This window comes from Klebsiella sp. LY (genome assembly GCF_004010915.1).
GTDB classification, from domain to species: Bacteria; Pseudomonadota; Gammaproteobacteria; order Enterobacterales; family Enterobacteriaceae; genus Klebsiella; species Klebsiella quasipneumoniae.
The window spans coordinates 775,241-791,909 of sequence record NZ_CP022444.1; the positions used below are offsets into that span (position 1 = coordinate 775,241).

A 16,669-nucleotide genomic window follows, 5' to 3' on the forward strand; every position below is an offset into this window, starting at 1 on the left:
GGCGGTTATCATGGTTACAGCTCGTGGTGCAGGTAATCGCTCATTCGCGAGAACACCCCGCCTTTATTAATGCTTTCGAGGGTGACCAGCGGATAGTGGCCCACGACCTTGTCGCCGTCATACAGCGAAATCTCGCCGACCCGCTGATTGGCGGCGATCGGCGCCTCCAGATCCTTTTTATCCAGCACGTATTTCGCCTTAATCCGCGATACTTCCGCCTTCGGCAGCGCTAACCAGAAATCTTGATCGGTGCCGAGCTTAATCTGCTCTTTATCGCCGTACCAGATGCGCTCAGTGCCGATCTTCTGCCCTTTCTGCAGCACCTGCACGGTGTCGAAGTTCTGCTGCCCCCAGTGCAGCAGTTTAGCGGCCTGCTGCTCGCGGCCTTTCGGGCTGTCGGCCCCCATCACCACGGCGATCAGCCGGCGCTGGCCATCCACCGCCGAGGCGATCAGGTTGAACCCGGCGCCCGATGTGTGGCCGGTTTTCAGGCCATCGACGTTCATGGTTTTATCCCACAGCAGACCGTTACGGTTTTGCTGAGTAATGCCGTTCCACGTCAGGCTTTTCTGGCTGTACATGTGGTAGACGTCAGGCTCGCCATGGATAATCGCCCGCGACAGCACCGCCAGGTCATAGGCCGAACTGTGCTGGCCCGGGGCATCAAGGCCGTGGACGGTTTCGAAATGGGTGTCCTGCAGATGCAGTTTTTCGACATACTGATTCATCAGGGCGACAAACTGCGGCTGGCCGCCGGCGACATAGTCGGCCAGCGCGACGCAGGCGTCGTTGCCGGAGTCGACAATCAGCCCACGGCTGAGGTCGCGGACGCTGACGCGGTCCCCTGGCTTTAAGAACATCAGGGATGACCCGTCGAACACCGGGTTGCCCTTCGCCCAGGCGTCTTTACCCACGGTGACGATATCGTCAAAGGTGATACGATGGCTGTCGATGGCACGATCGACCACGTAGCCGGTCATCAGTTTGGTCAGGCTGGCAGGATTACGCTGCTGATGTTCGTTACCCGCGGTCAGCACCTGACCGGTGGTGTAATCCATCAGCACCCAGGAGCCAGCCTGAATGGAAGGCGGCGCGACCGTAGCAGGTAAGTCGACGGCAAATGCGCAGGAAACGCTCGAAGCGAGCAAAGATACAGCAATAAACAAACGGCCTTTCAACGGCATATCCTCTAGATTTACAGATCCGCCGTCCTTTTTACGGAACTTCGCGTTTCATATCAGGGTTTAATTGCAAGAAAATATGACACAGCAGAGGAAGTTGCTTGCCGTTACCCTTCTGATGACCGGGCAAATCGTTTACCATACCGGTCGCACGCCACCACGGATAATGAACAGACTATGCAAGATAGCGTCAACCAGCCCGGATTTTTATTCCACGATTATGAAACCTTCGGCACCAGCCCTTCCCTTGACCGGCCGGCGCAGTTCGCCGCCATCCGCACCGACGCGGAGTTAAACGTGCTCGGCGAGCCCGAGGTGTTTTACTGCAAGCCCGCTGACGATTATCTGCCGCAGCCGCAGGCGGTGATGATCACCGGGATCACCCCGCAGGAAGCGCTGGCCAAAGGGGATAACGAGGCCGCGTTTGCCCGCCGCATCCACGATCTGTTCACGGTGCCGCAGACCTGCATCGTCGGTTATAACAACGTGCGCTTTGACGACGAAGTGACGCGGAATATCTTCTATCGCAACTTCTATGACCCTTATGCCTGGAGCTGGCAGCACGATAACTCGCGCTGGGATCTGCTCGACGTGATGCGCGCCTGCTATGCCCTGCGTCCGGAAGGGATCGTCTGGCCGGAGAATGACGAGGGTCTGCCGAGCTTCCGGCTTGAACATCTGACCGTCGCCAACGGTATTGAACACCAGAACGCCCATGACGCGATGGCCGACGTTTACGCCACCATCGCCATGGCGAAGCTGGTGAAAAACCGGCAGCCGCGGCTGTTTGACTATCTCTACAGCCACCGCAATAAGCGCAAGCTGGCGACGCTCATCGACGTGCCGCAGATGAAGCCGCTGGTGCATGTCTCCGGCATGTTCGGCGCCGCGCGCGGCAACACCAGCCTGGTGGCGCCCCTGGCCTGGCATCCGGAAAACCGCAATGCGGTGATCATGGTCGATCTGGCGGGGGATATGGCGCCGCTGCTGGAACTGGATGCCGACGCCCTGCGCGAGCGGCTTTACACCCCGCGCGCCGAGCTTGGCGATCTTCCGGCGGCGCCGATTAAGCTGGTGCATTTGAACAAATGTCCGGTGCTGGCCCAGGCCAATACCCTGCGCCCGCAGGATGCCGACCGGCTGGGGATCTCCATTCAACGCTGTCTGGAGAATGCCCAGCTGCTGCGGGCGAATCCGCAGGTGCGGGAGAAAGTGGTGGCGGTCTATGCCGAAGCCGAGCCGTTCGTGCCGTCCGAAAACGTCGATGCCCAGCTTTACAATGGGTTCTTTAGCGATGCCGACCGCGCGGCGATGAAAATCGTGCTGGAAACCGAACCGCGCAATCTGCCGGCGCTGGATATCACCTTCGCCGACAAGCGCATCGAACGCCTGCTGTTTAACTACCGGGCGCGCAACTTCCCCGGCACGCTCGATGAACATGAGCAGCAGCGCTGGTTAGAACACCGTCGTCAGGTATTTACGCCTGAGTTTTTGCAGGCCTATGCCGATGAGCTGCAGATGCTGTATCAGCAGTATGCGGATGATAAAGAGAAGCTGGCGCAGCTGAAGGCGCTGTGGCAGTACGCACAGGATATTGTCTGATTGGCGGACATGCCCGGGTTGCGGCTAACGCCTTACCCGGGCTACAAACGATGACCGGGGAGGACGCCTGACCGTAGGCCCGCGCAAGCGCAGCGCCGCCGGGCATTGCCTCCCCAGTTCGTGCTTACCTTTTTGCCCGGTGGCGGCTTCGCCTTACCGGGCCTGGACGCTGGTACCAGAGTAGCCCGGGTAAGGCGCTAGCCGCTACCCGGGATGACTGGCTTAACTTTTCGCACGGCTGGCGATGATTTCATCCGCTACGTTGCGCGGCGCTTCCGCGTAGTGGTGGAACTCCATGCTGTAGGTTGCTCGTCCCTGAGACATCGAGCGCAGCGTGGTGGAATAACCAAACATCTCCGCCAGCGGCACATCGGCGCGGATGATCTGGCTGCCGAAGCGCTCTTCCATCCCCTGCACCATCCCGCGACGGGAAGAGAGATCGCCCATGATATTCCCGGCGTACTCTTCCGGCGTCTCCACCTCCACGTGCATCACCGGCTCAAGGATCACCGGGTCCGCTTTGCGCGCCCCTTCCCGGAAGCCGAAGATCGCCGCCATGCGGAACGCCATTTCCGAGGAGTCCACGTCGTGGTACGACCCGAAGGTCAGGGTCGCTTTCACGTCAACCACCGGATAGCCCGCCAGCACGCCGGTGCCCATCGCTTCGCGCAGCCCTTTCTCCACGGAAGGGATGTACTCGCGCGGCACTACCCCGCCTTTGGTGGCGTCCTCGAAGACGAATCCGCTGCCCGGCTCCAGCGGCTCCAGGGTCAGCACGACGTGCCCGTACTGCCCTTTACCGCCGGACTGGCGCACAAACTTGCCTTCCACGTCCGTCACTTTCTGGCGCAGGGTTTCGCGGTAGGTGACCTGCGGACGACCAATGTTGGCCTCGACGCCAAACTCGCGCTTCATCCGGTCGACAATGATCTCCAGATGCAGCTCGCCCATGCCGGAGATAATCGTCTGGCCGGACTCTTCATCGGTATGCAGACGGAACGACGGATCTTCCGCCGCCAGCCGCTGCAGCGCGATGCCCATTTTCTCCTGGTCCGCTTTGGTCTTCGGCTCAATCGCCAGCGAAATCACCGGCTCCGGAAACTCCATCCGTTCGAGGGTAATGATCGCATCCGGATCGCACAGCGTATCGCCGGTAGTGACATCCTTCAGTCCAACGCAGGCCGCGATATCCCCGGCGTGCAGTTCGTCAACTTCGTGGCGATCGTTGGCCTGCATCAGCACGATACGTCCGATGCGCTCTTTCTTGCCCTTCACCGGGTTCCACACCGCATCGCCTTTCTTCAGCGTCCCGGAGTAGACGCGGATAAAGGTCAGCTGGCCGACGTAGGGGTCGGTCATCAGTTTGAACGCCAGCGCCGACAGCGGCTCATCGTCGCTCGGATGGCGTTCCGCCGGCTGGCCTTTCTCATCCACGCCCTGTATCGCCGGAATATCCAACGGCGACGGCATCAGCTCCACCACCGCGTCGAGCATGCGCTGCACGCCTTTGTTTTTAAAGGCGCTCCCGCAGAGCACCGCCTGGATTTCGCCCTTCACCGTGCGCTGGCGCAGACCGGCGACGATCTCCGCCTCGTCCAGCTCGCCGGTTTCGAGGTATTTATCCATCAGCGCGTCGCTGGCCTCCGCCGCCGCCGAGACCATTTTCTCCCGCCACTCGCGGGCAGTCGCCAGCAGATCGTCAGGGACCGGCCCGTAGCTGAAGGTCATGCCCTGAGTGGCGTCATCCCACAGGATGGCACGCATTTTCACCAGGTCGACGACGCCGGTAAAATGCTCTTCGGCGCCAATGGGGATGACAATCGGCACCGGGTTGGCCTTCAGGCGGTCGATCATCATCTGCACCACGCGGAAGAAATCCGCCCCGGGGCGGTCCATCTTGTTGACAAAGGCCAGCCGGGGGACATGGTATTTATTCGCCTGGCGCCAGACGGTCTCCGACTGGGGCTGCACTCCGCCGACGGAGTCATACACCATCACCGCGCCGTCGAGCACGCGCATGGAACGTTCCACCTCAATGGTGAAATCCACGTGCCCCGGGGTGTCGATGATATTGATCCGGTGCGGCTCGAAGCTGCGGTCCATACCCGGCCAGAAGCAGCTCACCGCCGCCGAGGTAATGGTGATCCCGCGCTCCTGCTCCTGGGCCATCCAGTCGGTGGTTGCCGCGCCATCGTGTACTTCACCCAGCTTATGGCTCATCCCGGTGTAAAACAGGATGCGCTCGGTAGTGGTGGTTTTACCGGCATCGATATGCGCGGAGATACCGATGTTGCGATAACGTTCGAGGGGGATGGGTCGGGGCATGATGCGTCCTTAGTCGTTTTGACTGTCAGTCTGCGGTCGGAATGATCCGCAGTTCATTTAACTGCCGCCTATGATAGTACAATTGTACGAGTATATTCGAACTATTTTGACTATTATTATGATTGGTCAGGTTGCGGCGGCGCGCGTGGCATCAGATCAGGAGTTTGGGTATAGTAGCCGCCGGCCGCCGATATGAGCTGCGCCGCGCCACCGCCGACACAGGATTATTATGATCGCCAATCACCCCGAACGAGAACAAATTCGCCTGGAAAATGTCCTTTCCGCGCTCGGCAACCCGCTGCGACTGGAGATCATCCGCACGCTGGCCGACGGCAGCGAGCAGAGCTGCAACGCGCTGCGTCAGGAAGAGGTGGCCAAGTCCACCATGACCCACCACTGGCGCGTCCTGCGCGACAGCGGTGTGATCTGGCAGCGGCCTCAGGGACGGGAGAATATGATTTCGCTGCGCCGGGAAGATCTGGACGCCCGTTTTCCCGGCCTGCTGGATACGCTGCTGAACGTGATGGTGCGGGAGGGATAAGTATTTACGCCGGGTAGCCACTGCGCCTGACCCGTCCTGCAAAGACCTGCCGTCAGCTTATATCCCCCAGACCCGGCAAGCGCAGCGCCGCCGGGCAAAAAAACAGGTCCCGGTATCGAACTAGCACAGACGAAAAAAAAGCCGGAGGTTTCCCTCCGGCTTTTCTCATTCACATCACGCTACGCCTTACGCCACGTCTTCGTACTGCGGCACCGGGTTGCGGAAGCTTTTGGTCACGCAGGCCAGATAGACCAGACCGATACCGGCCCAGATCAGGCCCAGAATCATCGAGCTCTCTTCCAGGTTGACCCACAGCGCGCCGACGGTCAGGGCGCCGCACATCGGCAGGAACAGATACTGGAAGTGGTCTTTCAGCGTCTTGTTGCGTTTCTCACGGATCCAGAACTGCGAAATTACCGACAGGTTAACGAAGGTAAACGCCACCAGCGCACCAAAGTTAATCAGCGCCGTCGCCATCACCAGGTCAAAGTTAATCGCCAACAGGGCAATAGCGCCGACCAGGATGATGTTCATCGCCGGGGTGCGCCAGGTCGGGTGGACGTAGCCGAAGAAGCTTTTCGGGAATACGCCGTCACGACCCATCACGTACATCAGACGCGCCACGCCAGCGTGCGCCGCCATACCGGAAGCCAGTACGGTGATGGTGGAGAAGATCAGCGCGCCCACCTGGAAGGCTTTACCTGCCACGTAGAGCATAATTTCCGGCTGTGACGCATCCGGATCTTTAAAGCGCGAGATATCCGGGAAGTACAGCTGCAGGAAGTAGGTGGCAAAGATGAAGATCAGGCCGCCGATCAGCGCGGTCAGGAAGATCGCGCGCGGAATGACGCGCTCTGCATCTTTGGTCTCTTCAGACAGGTTGCTGATGCCGTCGAAGCCGGTAAACGAGAAGCACAGGATCGTCGCCCCGGTAATCATCGGGATCACGTGCGCGTCACCGGACCAGAACGGACGGCTGCTGGCCAGCGTACCGGCGCCTTCGCCTTCAAACACGCCATAAATCACCATGCCGAGAATGACGGCAATCAGCACCACCTGCAGCACCACGATCACGGTGTTGAAGTTGGCCACGGATTTAATGCTGCGCAAGTTAAAGGCGGTCATAAAGGCGACCAGCGCGATAACAAACACCCACGACGGAATCGAAGGCACCAGCGCTTCAAAATAGATTTTCGCCAGCAGAATGTTGATCATCGGCGCGAACAGGTAGTCGAGCAGCGAGGACCAACCCACCATAAAGCCAACGGTCGGGCTGATGGATTTCTGTGCATAGGTATACGCCGAGCCGGCGGATGGGTAACGACGTACCAGCTTGCCGTAGCTCAGCGCAGTAAACAGGATAGCGATTAACGCAAAGGCGTAGGCCGTCGGCACGTGACCGTCGGTCATACCAGAGACGATACCAAACGTATCGAACAGCGTCATCGGCTGCATATAGGCCAGGCCCATCATTACAACCGGAACTAGCGTAAGTGTTTTACGTAATTCCACGCGAGAGGTATTTGGAGTAGCGTTATGCGACATAGTTATCCCCTTTTACGGTGAACGCCAGCGCGTAAGCAAAAAATTGCCCCATTTCTTTCTATTCCTCAGCGACAACGACTGTCGGTTTTTAGTAAATATCTATCCGGTACGAAGCCCGGCCTCTTGGTATTGAATGATGTGTCTTTCGACCAAAAAAATAACCGACACTTTAAAAAAAAGCGTCGGCTAGTCTCTGGTTTTCAGGCCGCATATTTTGCAACAAATTCAACGGCGTTGACAAGATGTTATGAAGTTCATTGCGTAAGCATATTTTTTAACGTGCTAATATCTATACGGTTTCCATATGATAAATTGTAAAAATAGCACTATTTGCTAATAGCGTTTCCCGCCACCATTTGCCAGCCAAACCGCAGGTAGCGTCATTCCAGCCGATCCACGCGTGCTGACGAGGCGACTGCCCGCGCACGGTCAAGCTGACCAGTTCGCCGCTCTCCAGCAGCCCCTGCACCTGGTAACGCGGCAGGCAGCCCCACCCCAGTCCCATGCGCAGCAGCGCCAGCTGCGCCGTAACGTCACATACCGTCAGGGTCTCCTGATCGCCGAGCAGCGCCCCGCCCTCGCCGGTGGCGACCGCGCGGTAACGGCGCAGAGTTCGCCAGCTCAACGGGGCGCGACGCTCCGCCAGAGGATGCTGCGGGGAGACCACCAGCTCCAGATCCAGCTCGCCAAGGGGAAGATAATCATAGCCGCTCAGCGGCGGCGGCTCGCCGAGCGCCCCCAGCAGGAGATCGGCCTGCCCTTCAGTCAGCGGCCGCCAGTCCAGCAGCGAGGGGTTCAGCGTGAAGTGCAGCCGGGTCAGCGGCTGCTGTTGATAAAATGCGGCAATCAGCGGCGAGAGTTGCGCCACGGGAAAGGTGCTGTCCACCGCCAGGCGGAGGGTATGCTCCCACCCCTGCTGCAGCTTAACCGCCCGGATCTCCAGTTCGCGGGCAATATGCAGCACTTCCCGTCCTTTCTCCAGCAGCATCTGTCCGGTGGGGGTAAAGCGCGCGCGGTGACCGCTGCGGTCGAGCAGCTGAATATTGAGATCGCTTTCCAGCCGGTGAATGGTGTAGCTCAGCGCCGAGGGCGTTTTAAAGAGCCTTGCCGACGCCGCGGCAAAGCTCCCCTCTTTTTCCAGTGCGTCGAGGATCACGAGGACATCCAGCAGTGGTTTCATCGCTACCCCCTTACGGTATGCGAATCACCGCTGGCGAATCACTCCATCGGCATCACCAGCGGATCGGGGTACTGGTACTCAAATCCCAGCTCATTGCAGATTCGATTGCCATCCACAATCTTGCCCTGGCCGCCGTCCGGGCTGTCACTGAACACCGGCGGCGGCAGCCCCAGCTCGCGGGCCATCTGCGGATAAAAGAGGCCGCGTGCCGGATGGCGGGGCGCACATAGATTATAGATGTGCCCGCCCTTCGGAGCCTGCAGCAGCAGTTCGATGGCGGCCACCACATCCTGCAAATGCACCAGATTGACCACATGCTGGCCATCCGGCGCCGACTTGCCGGCGAAAAAACGTCCCGGATGACGGGACGGCCCCACCAGCCCGGCCAGGCGCAGAATATCCACCGACGTCCCCGGCAGGTTGTGCAGCCAGTCTTCCAGCTCCTTGAGCACCTGCCCGCTGGCGGTCTCCGGCAGGCGCGGGGAGTTCTCTTTCACCGTGCCGTTGACGTTGCCATACACCGAGGTGGAGCTGGTGAAGACGATCCGCGGAATATGGTACGCCAGCGCGGTATCGACGATCTCCTGCACCGCCTGCAGATAAAACCCTTCCCCCGCGCCGGTCCGCCGGGCCGGCAGCGTGATCACCAGCGCATCGACGTTCATCAGCGCGTCGAGGTCCTCGGTATCACAGACCAGCTGCGGCTCCAGGCGCAGCGGATAGCTGTCGATCCCGCACATCCGCGCCGCCTCCACGCCATCCTGCGTGGTTTTACTGCCGGTGACCTGCCAGCCTCGCGCCGTCAACGACAGCGCCAGCGGCATCCCCAGCCATCCCAAACCGACTATCGCGACCTTTTTCATCCCAGGCTCCTGACTCTTTCGCTGTGCTGATTACAGGCTACGCCAGCCAGCGGCAACTGACAATTTCTTCGCTCAATGTGAAATGAATTAATGATAGAAAAAAGCCCTTGCTTTCTGCGGCGGAAGTGGTTTAGGTTAAAGGACATCAAATGCATAGTCATTCACAGAGAATTTTATGAACCGCGTTCAATTTAAACACCACCATCATCACCATCATCCTGACTAGTCTTTCAGGCGATGTGTGCTGGAAGACATTTGGATCTTCCAGTGGTGCATGAACGCGCAGAGAGCCCCCGGAAGATTCACTTCCGGGGGCTTTTTTTTGGACCAAATTCGGACAGATTCAGACAGGTATTCAGAGGAAAAGAACAATGTTAGACAACACCCGTTTACGCATAGCTATTCAGAAATCAGGCCGTTTAAGCGAAGATTCACGCGAATTACTCAGCCGCTGCGGCATTAAAGTCAATTTGCACACCCAGCGTCTGATTGCGCTGGCGGAAAATATGCCAATCGACATTCTGCGCGTGCGTGATGACGATATCCCGGGCCTGGTGATGGACGGTGTTGTCGACCTCGGCATTATCGGCGAAAACGTGCTGGAAGAAGAGCTGCTCAGCCGCCGCGCCCAGGGCGAAGACCCGCGCTACTTCACCCTGCGTCGTCTGGACTTCGGCGGCTGCCGCCTGTCGCTGGCGACCCCGGTGGATGAAGCCTGGAACGGCCCGGCGGCGCTGGACGGCAAACGTATCGCCACCTCTTACCCGCACCTGCTGAAGCGCTACCTCGATCAAAAAGGTATCTCCTTTAAATCCTGTCTGCTGAACGGCTCCGTGGAAGTGGCGCCGCGCGCCGGCCTCGCCGACGCCATTTGCGACCTCGTCTCCACCGGCGCCACCCTGGAAGCCAACGGCCTGCGCGAAGTGGAAGTGATCTACCGCTCCAAAGCCTGCCTGATCCAGCGCGACGGCGAAATGGCCGACGCCAAACAGCAGCTGATTGACCGCCTGCTGACCCGTATTCAGGGGGTGATCCAGGCCCGCGAGTCGAAATACATCATGATGCACGCCCCGACCGAACGCCTTGAGGAAGTGGTTGCCCTGCTGCCGGGCGCCGAGCGTCCGACCATTCTGCCGCTGGCAGGCGACAAGCAGCGCGTGGCGATGCACATGGTCAGCAGCGAAACCCTGTTCTGGGAGACCATGGAAAAACTGAAGGCGCTGGGCGCCAGCTCCATTCTGGTGCTGCCGATTGAGAAAATGATGGAGTAATCGGCCAGCCGGTCACGGGACACACAGGGGAAAACAATCATGAGCTTCAACACAATCATCGACTGGAACGGCTGTAGCGCTGACCAACAGCGACAACTCTTAACGCGCCCGGCGATTTCCGCCTCCGACAGCATCAGTAAAACGGTGGCGGAGATCCTCGATAACGTCAAAGCCAACGGCGATGCGGCGCTGCGCGAATACAGCGCGAAGTTTGATAAAACCACCGTCGCCGCGCTGCAGGTGAGCGAGGCGGAGATCGCCGCCGCCGGCGAGCGCCTCAGCGACGAGCTGAAGCAGGCGATGGCGGTGGCGGTGCAAAACATCGAGACCTTCCACAACGCGCAAAAGCTGCAGGCGGTGGATGTCGAAACGCTGCCGGGGGTGCGCTGCCAGCAAGTGACCCGCCCTATCGCCTCCGCCGGGCTGTATATTCCGGGCGGCTCGGCGCCGCTGTTCTCCACGGTGCTGATGCTGGCGACGCCGGCGCGCATCGCCGGCTGTCAGCAGGTGGTGCTCTGCTCGCCGCCGCCGATCGCCGATGAGATCCTCTACGCCGCGCAGCTGTGCGGCGTGAAAACCATCTTTAACGTCGGCGGCGCGCAGGCCATCGCCGCCCTCGCCCTCGGAACCGAGTCGGTGCCGAAGGTGGATAAAATCTTTGGCCCGGGTAACGCTTACGTCACGGAGGCCAAACGCCAGGTCAGCCAGCGTCTGGACGGCGCGGCCATCGACATGCCGGCCGGCCCGTCGGAAGTGCTGGTGATCGCCGACAGCGGCGCCAATCCGGACTTTGTCGCCTCCGACCTGCTGTCGCAGGCGGAACACGGCCCGGACTCGCAGGTGATCCTCCTGACCCCGGACGCCGGGATGGGCAACCGCGTCGCCGAGGCCGTGGAGCGCCAGCTGGCCGCCCTGCCGCGCGCCGAAACCGCCCGCGTGGCGCTCTCCGCCAGCCGGATCATCGTGGCCCGCGACCTGGCGCAGTGCGTGGCCATCTCCAACCAGTACGGTCCGGAGCACCTGATCATTCAGACCCGCCAGGCCCGTGAGCTGGTGGACAGCATCACCAGCGCCGGCTCGGTTTTCCTTGGCGACTGGTCGCCGGAATCCGCGGGCGACTATGCCTCGGGCACCAACCACGTCCTGCCGACCTATGGCTATACCGCCACCTGTTCGAGCCTCGGCCTGGCCGACTTCCAGAAACGGATGACCGTGCAGGAGCTGTCGCGCGACGGCTTTGCCGCCCTCGCCTCAACGATTGAGATCCTGGCCGCCGCCGAACGCCTTGACGCCCACAAAAACGCCGTAACGCTGCGCGTTGCCGCCCTGAAGGAGCAAGCATGAGCATTGAAGATTTAGCCCGCGCCAACGTTCGCGCGCTGACCCCGTATCAATCCGCTCGCCGCCTGGGCGGGAAAGGCGACGTCTGGCTGAACGCTAACGAATTCCCCACCGCCGTGGCCTTCCAGCTGACCGAGCAGACGCTGAACCGCTATCCGGAGCCGCAGCCGAAGGCGGTGATTGAGAGCTACGCCCGCTACGCCGAGGTTAAACCGGAGCAGGTGCTGGTCAGCCGCGGCGCCGACGAAGGCATTGAGCTGCTGATCCGCGCCTTCTGCGAGCCAGGCGAAGACGCCGTGCTCTACTGCCCGCCGACCTACGGCATGTACAGCGTCAGCGCCGAGACCATCGGCGTCGAGTGCCGCACCGTGCCGACGCTGGCCGACTGGCAGCTCGACCTGCCGGGCATCGAGGCGCAGCTGGACGGGGTGAAGGTGGTCTTCGTCTGCAGCCCGAACAACCCGACCGGGCAAATTATCGACCCGCAGTCGATGCGCGACCTGCTGGAGATGACCCGCGGCAAAGCTATCGTGGTGGCCGACGAAGCCTATATTGAATTCTGCCCGCAGGCGACGCTGGCCGGCTGGCTCAGCGACTATCCGCACCTGGTGGTGCTGCGCACGCTGTCCAAAGCCTTCGCCCTCGCCGGCCTGCGCTGCGGCTTCACCCTCGCCAATGCCGAGGTGATTAACGTGCTGCTGAAAGTGATCGCCCCGTACCCGCTCTCCACGCCGGTGGCCGATATCGCCGCCCAGGCCCTGAGCCCGGAGGGGATCGCCGCGATGCGTCAGCGCGTGGCGCAGATCCTCGACGAGCGCCGCTACCTGGTGGAACAGCTGCGCGGCATTGCCTGCGTGGAGCAGGTCTTCGATTCCGAAACCAACTACGTCCTGGCGCGGATAACCGCCTCCAGTGCAGTGTTTAAATCTTTGTGGGATCAGGGCATTATCTTACGTGACCAGAATAAACAACCTTCATTGAGCGGCTGTTTGCGTATCACTATCGGTACCCGTGCCGAGAGCCAGCGCGTGATTGACGCCTTGACTGCGGAGAATGTATGACCCAGAAGTATCTCTTTATTGACCGTGACGGCACCCTGATTTCCGAACCGCCGGTGGATTTCCAGGTGGACCGTTTCGACAAGCTGGCGTTTGAGCCGCAGGTGATCCCGGCGCTGCTGAAGCTGCAGCAGGAAGGCTATAAGCTGGTGATGATCACCAACCAGGATGGTCTGGGCACCGACAGCCTGCCGCAGGAGGCGTTTGATGGCCCGCACAACCTGATGATGCAGATCTTCGCCTCGCAGGGCGTTAACTTTGAAGAAGTGCTGATTTGTCCGCACTTCCCGGGCGACAACTGCGCCTGCCGCAAGCCGAAAACCCAGCTGGTGCTGCCGTGGCTGGAAGAGGGCGTACTGGATAAAGCCCACAGCTATGTGATTGGCGACAGGGCCACCGACCTTGAGCTGGCGGATAACATGGGGATTATCGGTCTGCGCTATGACCGCGAGACGCTGAACTGGCCGACCATCTGCGAGCAACTGACCCGCCGTGACCGCTATGCCCACGTCGAGCGCATCACCAAAGAGACCCAGGTGGATGTGAAAGTGTGGCTGGACCGCGAAGGCGGCAGCAAGATCCACACCGGCGTCGGCTTTTTTGACCATATGCTCGACCAAATCGCCACCCATGGCGGCTTCCGCATGGAGGTCAACGTCGGCGGCGATCTGTACATCGACGATCACCACACGGTGGAAGATACCGGCCTGGCCCTCGGCGAAGCCCTGAAGCTGGCGCTTGGCGACAAGCGCGGCATCAACCGCTTCGGCTTCGTGCTGCCGATGGACGAGTGTCTCGCCCGCTGCGCGCTGGATATCTCCGGCCGTCCGCACCTGGAGTATAAGGCGGACTTCACCTATCAGCGCGTCGGCGATCTGAGCACCGAGATGGTGGAACACTTCTTCCGCTCGCTCTCTTACACCATGGCGGTGACGCTGCACCTGAAAACCAAGGGCAAGAACGATCACCACCGCGTGGAGAGCCTGTTCAAAGCCTTTGGCCGTACGCTGCGCCAGGCGATCCGCGTCCAGGGCGATGCCCTGCCGTCTTCCAAAGGGGTGCTGTAATGAATGTGGTGATCCTTGATACCGGGTGCGCCAACCTCAATTCGGTGAAATCGGCGATTGGCCGCCACGGCTATGAGCCGGTGGTCAGCCGCGACCCGGAGGTGGTATTGCGTGCCGATAAACTGTTTCTTCCCGGCGTCGGCACCGCCCAGGCGGCGATGGACCAGCTGCGCGACCGCGAACTGATCGACCTGATCAAAGCCTGTACCCAGCCGGTGCTGGGGATTTGCCTGGGTATGCAGCTGCTCGGCAAGCGCAGTGAAGAGAACAACGGCGTCGATCTGCTGGGCATTATCGAGGAAGAGGTGCCGAAGATGACCGACCACGGCCTTCCGCTGCCGCACATGGGCTGGAACCGGGTGTATGCCAAAGCGGGCGATCGTCTGTTCCGCGGCATTGAAGAAGGGGCTTACTTCTACTTCGTGCACAGCTACGCCATGCCGGTCAACCCGTACACCATCGCCCAGTGCAATTACGGCGAGGCGTTCACCGCCGCGGTGCAGAAAGATAACTTCTTTGGCGTGCAGTTCCATCCGGAGCGCTCCGGGAGCGCCGGGGCGCAGCTGCTGAAAAACTTCCTGGAGATGTGATGATTATTCCTGCTTTAGATTTAATCGACGGCACCGTCGTTCGTCTCCACCAGGGCGATTATGGCCAGCAGCGCGACTATGGCAGCGATCCGCTGCCGCGCCTGCAGTCCTATGCCGCTCAGGGAGCGGAAGTCCTGCACCTGGTCGACCTGACCGGGGCGAAGGATCCGGCGAAGCGCCAGATCCCGCTGCTGAAATCACTGGTCGCCGGCGTTGACGTCCCGGTGCAGGTCGGCGGCGGCGTGCGGACCGAGGCGGATGTCGCGGCTCTGCTTGAAGCCGGCGTCGCCCGCGTGGTGGTCGGCTCCACTGCGGTGAAATCCCCGGAGGAAGTGAAAGGCTGGTTTAAACGCTTTGGCCCTGAACGGCTGGTGCTGGCCCTCGACGTGCGTATCGACGCCGACGGCAATAAGCAGGTGGCGGTCAGCGGCTGGCAGGAAAACTCCGGCGTGACCCTGGAGGAGCTGGTGGAGAGCTATCTGCCGGTCGGCCTGCAGCATGTGCTGTGCACCGATATCTCCCGCGACGGCACGCTGGCGGGCTCCAACGTCTCGCTGTACGAGGAAGTCTGCGCCCGCTACCCGCAGGTGGCGTTTCAGTCGTCCGGCGGCATCGGCGATCTCAATGATATTGCCGCCCTGCGCGGCACCGGGGTGCGCGGCGTGATTGTCGGTCGCGCGCTGCTGGAAGGCAAATTCAACGTAACGGAGGCCATTCAATGCTGGCAAAACGGATAATCCCCTGCCTCGACGTCCGCGACGGCCAGGTAGTGAAAGGCGTGCAGTTCCGTAATCACGAGATCATCGGCGATATCGTCCCGCTGGCCAAGCGCTATGCCGACGAAGGCGCCGACGAGCTGGTGTTTTATGATATCACCGCCTCCAGCGACGGCCGGGTGGTCGATAAGAGCTGGGTGTCGCGGGTGGCGGAAGTAATCGATATTCCTTTCTGCGTGGCGGGCGGGATCAAGTCGCTGGAAGACGCGGCGCAGATCCTCTCCTTCGGCGCCGATAAGATCTCGATTAACTCCCCTGCTCTCGCCGACCCGACGCTGATCACCCGCCTTGCAGACCGCTTTGGCGTGCAGTGCATCGTGGTGGGGATCGATACCTGGTTTGATGCACAGACCGGCAAGTATCACGTTAATCAGTACACCGGCGACGAGAGCCGCACCCGGGTGACGCAGTGGGAAACCCTCGACTGGGTGGAGGAAGTGCAGAAGCGCGGCGCGGGCGAGATCGTCCTCAATATGATGAACCAGGACGGGGTGCGCAACGGCTACGACCTGCAGCAGCTGGCGAAGGTCCGCGCGGTGTGCCATGTGCCGCTGATCGCCTCCGGCGGCGCAGGCACCATGGAACACTTCCTCGAAGCCTTCCGCGACGCCGACGTTGACGGCGCGCTGGCGGCCTCGGTATTCCACAAACAGATTATTAATATTGGCGAACTGAAAGCGTACCTGGCGGCACAGGGCGTGGAGATAAGGGTATGTTGACTGAACAGCTGGACTGGGAAAAAACGGACGGCATGATGCCGGCCATCGTGCAGCACGCCGTATCCGGCGAAGTGCTGATGCTGGGCTACATGAACAAGGACGCGCTGGAGAAAACCGAAGCCACCGGCAAGGTCACCTTTTACTCACGCACCAAACAGCGGCTGTGGACCAAGGGTGAAACCTCGGGCAATGTCCTCAACGTGGTGAGCATCACACCGGACTGCGACAACGATACGCTGCTGGTGCTGGTGAACCCGATCGGGCCGACCTGCCACAAAGGCACCACCAGCTGCTTCGGCGACGCCGGACACCAGTGGCTGTTCCTCTATCAGCTGGAGCAGCTGCTGGCTGAGCGTAAGCACGCCGACCCGGAGAGCTCCTACACGGCGAAGCTGTATGCCAGCGGCACCAAGCGCATCGCGCAGAAAGTGGGAGAAGAAGGCGTGGAGACCGCGCTGGCCGCCACGGTGAACGACCGCTTCGAGCTGAAGAATGAGGCGTCGGACCTGATGTATCACCTACTGGTGCTGCTGCAGGACCAGGGGCTGGATCTCGGGGAAGTGATTGATAATCTGAAGAGTCGTCACTAACGCGTTGACCCCCGCCGCAA

At 60.7% G+C, this 16,669-nt stretch carries 17 protein-coding genes and 1 other annotated feature; of the genes, 11 read left to right on the forward strand and 6 right to left on the reverse strand.

What is annotated here, in order from left to right; genetic code table 11:
• Positions 1-14: 14 nt before the first annotated feature.
• Positions 15-1,178: a serine-type D-Ala-D-Ala carboxypeptidase DacD gene (dacD, locus tag CE636_RS06660; protein WP_025999192.1), complete on the reverse strand. Its 1,164-nt coding sequence runs from the start codon at positions 1,176-1,178 to the stop codon at positions 15-17.
• A gap of 180 nt (positions 1,179-1,358) precedes the next feature.
• Between dacD and sbcB the strand changes: the two genes are divergently transcribed.
• Positions 1,359-2,783, forward strand: a complete 1,425-nt coding sequence (sbcB, locus tag CE636_RS06665) for an exodeoxyribonuclease I (protein WP_017899700.1) — start codon at positions 1,359-1,361, stop codon at positions 2,781-2,783.
• A gap of 222 nt (positions 2,784-3,005) precedes the next feature.
• Here the strand turns inward: sbcB and fusA are convergent, their stop codons facing one another.
• Positions 3,006-5,108 carry an elongation factor G gene (gene fusA, locus CE636_RS06670; protein ID WP_017899701.1) on the reverse strand — a complete coding sequence of 701 codons (2,103 nt, stop codon included), beginning with the start codon at positions 5,106-5,108 and terminating at the stop codon, positions 3,006-3,008.
• 229 nt (positions 5,109-5,337) lie between these two features.
• On the opposite strand from fusA, the gene CE636_RS06675 reads away from it, so the two are divergent.
• Complete coding sequence (locus CE636_RS06675; RefSeq protein WP_017899702.1) at positions 5,338-5,649, forward strand: ArsR/SmtB family transcription factor; 312 nt, start codon at positions 5,338-5,340, stop codon at positions 5,647-5,649.
• A 186-nt stretch (positions 5,650-5,835) separates the two neighbouring features.
• Here the strand turns inward: CE636_RS06675 and plaP are convergent, their stop codons facing one another.
• The 4 genes from plaP to CE636_RS06695 form a co-directional block, all read right to left on the reverse strand.
• Positions 5,836-7,194 carry a putrescine/proton symporter PlaP gene (gene plaP, locus CE636_RS06680; protein WP_004148994.1) on the reverse strand — a complete coding sequence of 453 codons (1,359 nt, stop codon included), beginning with the start codon at positions 7,192-7,194 and terminating at the stop codon, positions 5,836-5,838.
• On the reverse strand, positions 7,184-7,246 hold the full coding sequence (yoeI, locus tag CE636_RS29645; protein WP_096335043.1) for a membrane protein YoeI: 63 nt from the start codon (positions 7,244-7,246) through the stop codon (positions 7,184-7,186). The genes plaP and yoeI overlap by 11 nt, the downstream gene beginning before the upstream one ends.
• A gap of 237 nt (positions 7,247-7,483) precedes the next feature.
• Complete coding sequence (locus CE636_RS06690) at positions 7,484-8,374, reverse strand: LysR family transcriptional regulator (RefSeq protein WP_017899703.1); 891 nt, start codon at positions 8,372-8,374, stop codon at positions 7,484-7,486.
• Between the two features lie 38 nt (positions 8,375-8,412).
• The gene (locus CE636_RS06695) at positions 8,413-9,237 is read right to left on the reverse strand and encodes an SDR family oxidoreductase (protein ID WP_004203585.1); all 825 of its coding nucleotides are present in this window, start codon (positions 9,235-9,237) and stop codon (positions 8,413-8,415) included.
• Between the two features lie 175 nt (positions 9,238-9,412).
• Between CE636_RS06695 and hisL the strand changes: the two genes are divergently transcribed.
• The 9 genes from hisL to hisIE all read left to right on the forward strand — a co-directional run bounded on the left by hisL (position 9,413) and on the right by hisIE (position 16,649).
• Positions 9,413-9,463 (forward strand): his operon leader peptide, encoded by a 51-nt coding sequence (gene hisL / locus CE636_RS06700; protein ID WP_004899375.1) that lies wholly within the window; start codon positions 9,413-9,415, stop codon positions 9,461-9,463.
• Positions 9,439-9,561: a sequence feature (His leader region), on the forward strand. Its footprint overlaps the gene before it by 25 nt.
• A gap of 47 nt (positions 9,562-9,608) precedes the next feature.
• A complete protein-coding gene (gene hisG / locus CE636_RS06705; protein WP_002912152.1) occupies positions 9,609-10,508 on the forward strand; it encodes an ATP phosphoribosyltransferase in 900 nt (299 codons plus the stop codon).
• A 39-nt stretch (positions 10,509-10,547) separates the two neighbouring features.
• Positions 10,548-11,852 (forward strand): histidinol dehydrogenase, encoded by a 1,305-nt coding sequence (hisD, locus tag CE636_RS06710; RefSeq protein WP_017899704.1) that lies wholly within the window; start codon positions 10,548-10,550, stop codon positions 11,850-11,852.
• Complete coding sequence (hisC, locus tag CE636_RS06715) at positions 11,849-12,910, forward strand: histidinol-phosphate transaminase (RefSeq protein WP_017899705.1); 1,062 nt, start codon at positions 11,849-11,851, stop codon at positions 12,908-12,910. Before hisD ends, hisC begins: the two co-directional genes overlap by 4 nt.
• Entirely contained in the window at positions 12,907-13,974 is a 1,068-nt protein-coding gene (hisB, locus tag CE636_RS06720) for a bifunctional histidinol-phosphatase/imidazoleglycerol-phosphate dehydratase HisB (protein WP_017899706.1), read from the forward strand. The genes hisC and hisB overlap by 4 nt, the downstream gene beginning before the upstream one ends.
• Entirely contained in the window at positions 13,974-14,564 is a 591-nt protein-coding gene (gene hisH / locus CE636_RS06725; protein ID WP_002912227.1) for an imidazole glycerol phosphate synthase subunit HisH, read from the forward strand. Before hisB ends, hisH begins: the two co-directional genes overlap by 1 nt.
• Positions 14,564-15,301, forward strand: coding sequence for a 1-(5-phosphoribosyl)-5-[(5-phosphoribosylamino)methylideneamino]imidazole-4-carboxamide isomerase (hisA, locus tag CE636_RS06730; RefSeq protein WP_004200373.1), 738 nt, complete (start codon positions 14,564-14,566; stop codon positions 15,299-15,301). The genes hisH and hisA overlap by 1 nt, the downstream gene beginning before the upstream one ends.
• Positions 15,283-16,059, forward strand: a complete 777-nt coding sequence (gene hisF / locus CE636_RS06735; RefSeq protein ID WP_017899707.1) for an imidazole glycerol phosphate synthase subunit HisF — start codon at positions 15,283-15,285, stop codon at positions 16,057-16,059. The genes hisA and hisF overlap by 19 nt, the downstream gene beginning before the upstream one ends.
• Complete coding sequence (gene hisIE / locus CE636_RS06740) at positions 16,053-16,649, forward strand: bifunctional phosphoribosyl-AMP cyclohydrolase/phosphoribosyl-ATP diphosphatase HisIE (protein ID WP_004203593.1); 597 nt, start codon at positions 16,053-16,055, stop codon at positions 16,647-16,649. Before hisF ends, hisIE begins: the two co-directional genes overlap by 7 nt.
• The last annotated feature ends 20 nt before the right edge of the window (positions 16,650-16,669 follow it).

Coding starts and splice junctions, on each gene's coding strand:
- CE636_RS06695 (WP_004203585.1), bottom strand. CDS start 9,237: ATGAAAAAGGTCGCGATAGTCGGTTTGGGATGGCTGGGGATGCCGCTG.
- fusA (WP_017899701.1), bottom strand. CDS start 5,108: ATGCCCCGACCCATCCCCCTCGAACGTTATCGCAACATCGGTATCTCC.
- CE636_RS06690 (WP_017899703.1), bottom strand. CDS start 8,374: ATGAAACCACTGCTGGATGTCCTCGTGATCCTCGACGCACTGGAAAAA.
- hisB (WP_017899706.1), top strand. CDS start 12,907: ATGACCCAGAAGTATCTCTTTATTGACCGTGACGGCACCCTGATTTCC.
- CE636_RS06675 (WP_017899702.1), top strand. CDS start 5,338: ATGATCGCCAATCACCCCGAACGAGAACAAATTCGCCTGGAAAATGTC.
- hisG (WP_002912152.1), top strand. CDS start 9,609: ATGTTAGACAACACCCGTTTACGCATAGCTATTCAGAAATCAGGCCGT.
- sbcB (WP_017899700.1), top strand. CDS start 1,359: ATGCAAGATAGCGTCAACCAGCCCGGATTTTTATTCCACGATTATGAA.
- hisIE (WP_004203593.1), top strand. CDS start 16,053: ATGTTGACTGAACAGCTGGACTGGGAAAAAACGGACGGCATGATGCCG.
- hisF (WP_017899707.1), top strand. CDS start 15,283: ATGCTGGCAAAACGGATAATCCCCTGCCTCGACGTCCGCGACGGCCAG.
- hisC (WP_017899705.1), top strand. CDS start 11,849: ATGAGCATTGAAGATTTAGCCCGCGCCAACGTTCGCGCGCTGACCCCG.
- plaP (WP_004148994.1), bottom strand. CDS start 7,194: ATGTCGCATAACGCTACTCCAAATACCTCTCGCGTGGAATTACGTAAA.
- hisD (WP_017899704.1), top strand. CDS start 10,548: ATGAGCTTCAACACAATCATCGACTGGAACGGCTGTAGCGCTGACCAA.
- hisH (WP_002912227.1), top strand. CDS start 13,974: ATGAATGTGGTGATCCTTGATACCGGGTGCGCCAACCTCAATTCGGTG.
- hisA (WP_004200373.1), top strand. CDS start 14,564: ATGATTATTCCTGCTTTAGATTTAATCGACGGCACCGTCGTTCGTCTC.